This is a genomic window from Streptomyces sp. NPDC044571 (genome assembly GCF_040647115.1).
Classification (GTDB): domain Bacteria; phylum Actinomycetota; class Actinomycetes; order Streptomycetales; family Streptomycetaceae; genus Streptomyces.
Genome location: NZ_JBEZBN010000022.1, coordinates 97,188 through 104,165, shown reverse-complemented (window position 1 = coordinate 104,165; position 6,978 = coordinate 97,188). Strand labels below are relative to the sequence as shown.

The following is a 6,978-nucleotide window of genomic DNA, read 5'->3' as shown; positions in this document are numbered from 1 at the left end:
GGGTTGGGTGGCGCCCGGCCGGGCGGGGGCCCCCCCCCCCCCCCCCGCGCCCGCCGGGGGGGCCCCCCCCGCCGGGCCCCCCCCCGCCCGCCCCCCGCCGCCGACCCTCAGCTCAGCACGCGCAGCAGCTGAACCGACCGCGCCGGGACCGTCAGCGTCTGCCCGCCCCGGTGCCGGGTACCCGGGGGGGCGGCCTGGTCCTCCCGCGAGGTGTCCAGCACCAGTTCGTACTCGGCCGCCCACGGAGGACCCGGCAGCACCCACGGCACCGGCCGGTCCCCGGTGTGCAGCAGCGTCAGGAAGCTGTCGTCGCTCACCTGCCGGCCCCGCTCGTCGCGGCCCGGGATGTCCCGGCCCGACAGGTACATCCCCAGCGCGGCCGCCGGCGCGTACCAGTCCCGCTCCGTCATCTCCGTACCGGCCGGGGTGAACCAGGCCAGGTCCCGCAGCCCGTCGGCGCCCTGCGGCCGCCCCGAGAAGAACGCCCGCCGCCGCAGCACCGGATGCGCCTGGCGCAGCGCCACCAGCCGGGAGGCCAGCGCGAACAGCTCCCGCCAGACCGGGTCCTCCAGCAGCGACCAGTCCACCCAGCCCGTCTCGTTGTCCTGGCAGTAGGCGTTGTTGTTGCCGCCCTGGGTGCGGCCGAACTCGTCGCCCGCGACCAGCATCGGCACCCCGGTCGACAGCAGGAGGGTGGTCAGCAGATTGCGCAGCTGCCGCCGCCGCAGCCCGCCGATCCGGGCGTCGTCCGTCTCGCCCTCCGCCCCGCAGTTCCAGGACCGGTTGTCGTGGGTGCCGTCCCGGTTCGCCTCCCCGTTGGCCTCGTTGTGCTTGCGCTCATACGAGACCAGGTCGCGCAGGGTGAAACCGTCGTGCGCCGTCACGAAGTTCACCGAGGCGTACGGCCGCCGCCCGCCCCACGCGTACAGGTCGCTCGACCCCGACAGCCGGTACCCCAGGTCCCGTACGTCGGGCAGCGCGCCCCGCCAGAAGTCTCGGACGGCGTCCCGGTACCGGTCGTTCCACTCCGTCCACAGCGGCGGGAACGCCCCCACCTGGTAGCCACCCGTGCCCACGTCCCAGGGCTCCGCGATCAGCTTGACCCGGCGCAGCACCGGGTCCTGGGCGATCACCGCGAGGAACGGCGAGAGCATGTCCACGTCGTGCATCGAGCGCGCGAGCGCCGCTGCCAGGTCGAAGCGGAAGCCGTCGACCCCCATCTCCGTCACCCAGTAGCGCAGCGAGTCGGTGATCAGGCGCAGCACGTGCGGGCGCCCCGCGTGCAGGGTGTTCCCGCAGCCCGTGTAGTCGGCGTAGCGGCGCTGGTCGGACTGGAGCCGGTAGTAGCCCCGGTTGTCGATCCCGCGCAGCGACAGCGTGGGGCCCAGCTCGCCGGCCTCCGCCGTGTGGTTGTAGACCACGTCGAGGATGACCTCGATCCCGGCGGCGTGCAGGGCCCGGACCATCCGCTTGAACTCGCCGACCTGCTGTCCGGCCGTACCGGAGGAGGAGTACCCGGCGTGCGGGGCGAAGTAACCGATCGAGTTGTAGCCCCAGTAGTTGCGCAGCCCCTTGCGCAACAGATGGTCCTCGTGCGCGAACTGGTGCACCGGCAGCAGCTCGACCGCCGTCACCCCGAGCCGGGTCAGGTGCTCGACCGCCGCCGGGTGGGCGAGCCCCGCGTACGTGCCGCGCAGTTCCTCGGGGACGCCCGGATGGCGCATGGTGAACCCGCGCACGTGCAGCTCATAGATCACCGAGTCGGCCCACGGGGTCTTCGGCCGGACGTCGTCGGCCCAGTCGTCGTCATCGTGGACCACGACCCCCTTGGGCACGAAAGGGGCCGAGTCCTGGTCGTCGCGCACCGTGTCGGCGATGTACTGCTGGGGCCAGTCGCGCACGTGCCCGTACACCTGCGGCGGCAGCGTGAAGTCGCCGTCCACGGCCCGCGCGTACGGGTCCAGCAGCAGCTTCGCCGGATTGAACCGGGCGCCGGTCCACGGGTCCCAGCGGCCGTGCACCCGGAACCCGTACCGCTGCCCGGGGTGCACGCCCGGCAGGAAGCCGTGCCAGATCTCGTGCGTGAGCTCGGTGAGCGCGCACCGGGTCTCGGTGCCGTCCGCGTCGAAGAGGCAGACCTCCACCGCCTCCGCGCCCTGGGCCCACAGCGCGAAGTTGGTGCCGGCCGTGCCGTCCGGGCCGCTGTGGAAGCGGGCCCCCAGCGGGTGCGAGGACCCGGGCCACACCGCGGGGCCCGGAAGCGCGCGGACCCGTAAGGCCGGCCGGCCGTTGACCTGGGGGAGGGGCGGGGCGGCGCCCTTGCCCCGCACCCCGTTCCCGGCGGCCACGGGGTGCGCGGCGACGACGGCCTTCACCGCCCCGGCGGCTTCGACGACCTCGGCCGCGTTCACGGCATCCACGGCATCCACGGCCTCCATGGCGTTCGCGGCCTCCACGGCCTCCACGGCGGCGGGTTCCACCGCCTCTTGCTCGGCTGCGCTCGACACTGCCCGCCTCCACGGCTCCTGGGTACCGTCGGGGGAGGGAGTGCGGCCCCGGGCGTCCCGGCCCGGGCCCGCCCCCCGTCTGGTCCTTCCCACTGTTCTGCCCGGACAGTTCTGCCCGGAACGTGCCCCGCCCTCACGTTTCCCCCGGAGGGGGCCGGTCGTTGGAGGGATCGTGACACTTCTGACGAGGCGGGCAGGGGCGGGATTGGCCGCCGTGGCGGCATGGGCGGCCCTGCTGGGCGGACTGGCCGGCTGCACCGGGGGCGGCGGGGCGCCGGTCGAGATCCAGCTGCCCGGCAAACCCCGGTCGCCGGACGAGGCCATCCGGATCACCCCCGAGGACAACGCCAAGGGCGTCCCGGCGGATGGCCCGCTCACCGTCAGGGTGCCCGAGGGCCGGCTGGAGCGGGTCGTGGTCACCAAGGTCGAGGACGCCCAGGAGGAGAAGGTCCCCGGCGCGATCGCCGCCGACGGCCTGAGCTGGAGCCCCGACCCGGCCCACGGACGGCTCGCGCTCGCCGCCAAGTACACCGTGGACGCGGTCGCGCTCGACGGGCACAACCGCCGCCAGGCCCGGCACACCACCTTCACCACCTACGTCCCCGAGGAGCGGTTCATCGGCTACTTCAAACCCGAGAACCGCTCCACCGTCGGCACCGGCATGATCATCTCCTTCAAGTTCAACCGGTCGATCGAGAACCGCGCCGACGTCGAGCGCGCCATCACCGTCACCTCGAAACCCGCCGTCGAAGTGGCCGGCCACTGGTTCGGCCGCGAACGACTGGACTTCCGGCCCAGGCGGTACTGGAAGCCCGGCACCGAGGTCACCGTGAAGATGAGCCTGCGGGACGTCCAGGGCGCCCCCGGCTCGTACGGCATCCAGGACAAGACCATCTCCTTCACGGTGGGCCGCTCCCAGGTCTCCACCGTGGACGCGGCCGCGCACACGATGGAGGTCCGCCGCGACGGGCAGCTCGTCTCCACCCTCCCCATCACCGCGGGCGCGCCCAAGAACACCACCTACAACGGGAAGATGGTGGTGATGGAGATGTTCGACGTCACCCGCATGAACGGCCAGACGGTGGGCTTCGGCGGCGAGTACGACATCCCCGACGTGCCGCACGCCATGCGGCTCACCACCTCGGGGACCTTCCTGCACGGCAACTACTGGGCCAGCCCGGACACCTTCGGCTCCACCAACGTCAGCCACGGCTGCGTGGGACTGCGCGACGACAAGGGCGGCGGCTCGGACACCCCGGCGGGCTGGTTCTTCGACCGGACCCTGATCGGGGACGTGGTGGAGGTCGTGAACTCCCAGGACAAGACCGTCGCCCCCGACAACGGGCTGGGCGGCTGGAACATGTCCTGGGCCAACTGGGTCGCCGGCTCCGCCGTCAGCTGAGTGACGGTGGGTCGGTCCCGGCCGACCTCCCGATTCTTGGTGCGGAACGGTGACATGACCGTTTCTCTTCGTGATCCCTGCATGTGATTTCCTGTCGGCAAGCGCGCGACTGTCCGCGCGCGGGGGACATGGGGAGAAACAGAGTGAACGTGCAGCCGATACGCGGCCGCGCCCGCCGCACCGGCCTGCCGGCCCTCCTGCTCGGAGCGGCCCTGCTGCTCACCAGTGCGTGCAGCGGCGGTGGTACAGGCGGCGGAGGCGGCGACAACGCCGGTGGCGGAGGGGGCGGCAAGACCGGCACCGAGGCCTCCAAGGCCGTGGTCAGCGTCAAGCCGGACGACGGGGCCAAGGAGGTCGCGACCAGCGGCGTCCTGAAGATAACCAGCACCGGCGGCAAGCTCACCACGGTGACCGTCGCCGACACCAAGGGCAACGCCGTCGAAGGCAAGCTCGCCGCGGACGGCGCGAGCTGGGAGCCGGCCCGGAACCTGGCGTCCGCCACCGAGTACAAGGTGCACGCGGTCGCGAAGGACGAGGCCGGCCGGGAGTCCGCCAAGGACACCACGTTCACCACCCTCACCCCGACCAACACCTTCGTGGGCCACTACACGCCCGAGGACGGCGAGACCGTCGGCGTGGGCATGCCGGTGTCGATCAACTTCAGCCGCGGCATCACGAACACCGACGCCGTCGAGAAGGCCATCACGGTGACGGCCGAGCCGTCCGTACCGGTCGAGGGCCACTGGTTCGGCAACGACCGCCTCGACTTCCGCCCCGAGAAGTACTGGGCCGCCGGCACCAAGGTCACCGTGAAGATCGCCCTCGACGGCGTCGAGGGACGCCCCGGCGTCTACGGCAAGCAGACCCGCACGGTCAACTTCACCATCGGCCGCTCGCAGGTCTCCACCGTCGACGCGAGCGAGCACACGATGCAGGTCGTCCGTGACGGCCAGGTGCTCAAGAACCTTCCGATCACCGCGGGCGCCCCGTCGACGACCACCTACAACGGGCAGATGGTCATCAGCGAGAAGTACAAGGTGACCCGGATGAACGGCGCGACGGTCGGCTTCGGCGGCGAGTACGACATCTCCGACGTCCCGCACGCGATGCGCCTGTCGAACTCCGGCACCTTCGTCCACGGCAACTACTGGGCCTCCTCGGGCACCTTCGGCTCGGAGAACGTCAGCCACGGCTGCGTCGGCCTCAAGGACGTCCGCGGCGCCGGTGACGGCAACCAGCCCGCCGCCTGGTTCTTCAACGAGTCGCTGATCGGCGACGTGGTCATCGTGAAGAACTCCAAGGACAAGCAGATCGCCCCGGACAACGGCCTCAACGGCTGGAACATGGACTGGGCGGAGTGGATCAAGTAGCCACCCCGAGCGCGTAGTGCGGTGGCCCGGTGCTGTGACCCACAGCACCGGGCCACCTTGCGTTAACCGGCGCTAACCTTCCCCGTATGACCATCTCTCTCGAAGTCTCCGAAGGCGTCGGCACCATCCGCCTGGACCGGCCGCCCATGAACGCCCTGGACATCGCCACCCAGGACCGGCTGCGCGAGCTCGCGGTGGAGGCCACCGAGCGTGCCGACGTCCGTGCGGTGATCCTCTACGGCGGCGAGAAGGTGTTCGCGGCCGGCGCGGACATCAAGGAGATGCAGACGATGGACCACGCGGCGATGGTCGCCCGGTCCCGCGGACTGCAGGACGCCTTCACCGCCGTGGCCCGGATCCCCAAGCCGGTCGTCGCGGCCGTCACCGGCTACGCCCTGGGAGGCGGCTGCGAGCTGGCGCTGTGCGCCGACTTCCGGATCGCCGCCGACAACGCCAAGCTGGGCCAGCCCGAGATCCTGCTGGGCCTGATCCCCGGGGCCGGCGGTACCCAGCGGCTGTCCCGGCTGATCGGCCCGTCCAAGGCCAAGGACCTCATCTTCACCGGCCGGATGGTCAAGTCCGACGAGGCGCTCGCCCTCGGGCTCGTGGACCGCGTCGTGCCCGCCGCCGAGGTCTACGAGCAGGCCCACGCCTGGGCCGCCCGGCTCGCCCAGGGGCCGGCCCTCGCGCTGCGCGCCGCCAAGGAGTGCGTGGACGCGGGCCTGGAGGCGGACATCGACACCGGCCTGACCATCGAACGCAACTGGTTCTCCGGCCTGTTCGCCACAGAGGACCGCGAGCGCGGCATGCGCAGCTTCGTCGAGGAAGGCCCCGGCAAGGCCAAGTTCCTCTGAGACCAGGCGGATCCGCCGGAACCCCGGTGACCGGTTCCTTCCTGGGGGTGGATTAGCCAGGCCTTAAAGGACCCTTAAGGCAGGGTGGTGATCCACTCTGGGTGATCGTCTCCTCGCCCGGTGTCATCCCAGGTCAACCCGCATCGCACGGGGGCCGGTTGCCTCGCGCATATGACGGGACGCCCCCTCGGGAGCATCTGCTCCGGGGGGTGTTTTCCCGCGGAACGGCCCGGGCGGGCCGGTCGGCCGTCCATGATGGGTGCATGGCGGGCCTGGAGGGTGTGGAACAGCCGCGGCAGCGCAACAGCGCTTCCGCCGTACGGCTGACGGCGGCGGCGCTTGAGGACGAACAGGGCCTCAAGGCGCTGGAGTTGTACGGGAATCCCGCCGAGGCGGAAGTGACGCTGCCGTCCATGCCCGAGTCGGCGAGCACCGCCCGCCGGCTGACCCAGTGCGTGGTGATCCGCCTCTGGGGCTTCTCCCCGCAGATCGCCGAGCACACCGTCCTGCTGGTCTCCGAGCTCGTGGGCAACGCGGTGCGCCACACCGGGGCGCGCTCCTTCGGTCTGCGGCTGGTGCGCCGGCGCGGCTGGATCCGCGTCGAGGTGCGTGACCCCTCCCGCGGGCTGCCGTGCCTGATGCCGGTCCATGAGCTGGACACCACCGGGAGGGGGCTCTTCCTCGTCGACAAGCTCTCCGACCGCTGGGGCGCCGACCTGCTGCCGCGCGGCAAGATCACCTGGTTCGAGATGCGGGTGGCCGACCGCTGAGCCCCCGGATGCGCCAGAAGCCCCCGTCCGCCGCTGGTGGGGCGTCGTGGGGGCTTCATGGGTGCGCCGAGGATC

The 6,978-nt window shown here is 71.8% G+C and carries 5 protein-coding genes; 4 read left to right on the top strand and 1 reads right to left on the bottom strand.

Annotated features, from left to right (window positions below):
- Window positions 1–107: 107 nt before the first annotated feature.
- Window positions 108–2,507, bottom strand: a complete 2,400-nt coding sequence (glgX, locus tag AB0B01_RS14650) for a glycogen debranching protein GlgX (protein ID WP_361717634.1) — start codon at window positions 2,505–2,507, stop codon at window positions 108–110.
- 181 nt (window positions 2,508–2,688) lie between these two features.
- Here glgX and AB0B01_RS14645 point away from each other — a divergent pair, with 181 nt between their 5' ends.
- From AB0B01_RS14645 to AB0B01_RS14630, 4 genes are all read left to right on the top strand, one after another.
- Entirely contained in the window at window positions 2,689–3,909 is a 1,221-nt protein-coding gene (locus AB0B01_RS14645; RefSeq protein WP_361717663.1) for an Ig-like domain-containing protein, read from the top strand.
- Window positions 3,910–4,058: 149 nt separating this feature from the next.
- Entirely contained in the window at window positions 4,059–5,279 is a 1,221-nt protein-coding gene (locus AB0B01_RS14640) for an Ig-like domain-containing protein (RefSeq protein WP_361717661.1), read from the top strand.
- An 86-nt stretch (window positions 5,280–5,365) separates the two neighbouring features.
- On the top strand, window positions 5,366–6,133 hold the full coding sequence (locus AB0B01_RS14635; RefSeq protein WP_361717632.1) for an enoyl-CoA hydratase-related protein: 768 nt from the start codon (window positions 5,366–5,368) through the stop codon (window positions 6,131–6,133).
- A gap of 263 nt (window positions 6,134–6,396) precedes the next feature.
- Window positions 6,397–6,903, top strand: coding sequence for an ATP-binding protein (locus tag AB0B01_RS14630; protein WP_361717629.1), 507 nt, complete (start codon window positions 6,397–6,399; stop codon window positions 6,901–6,903).
- Window positions 6,904–6,978: the final 75 nt, after the last annotated feature.

Coding starts and splice junctions, on each gene's coding strand:
- AB0B01_RS14635 (WP_361717632.1), top strand. CDS start 5,366: ATGACCATCTCTCTCGAAGTCTCCGAAGGCGTCGGCACCATCCGCCTG.
- AB0B01_RS14630 (WP_361717629.1), top strand. CDS start 6,397: ATGGCGGGCCTGGAGGGTGTGGAACAGCCGCGGCAGCGCAACAGCGCT.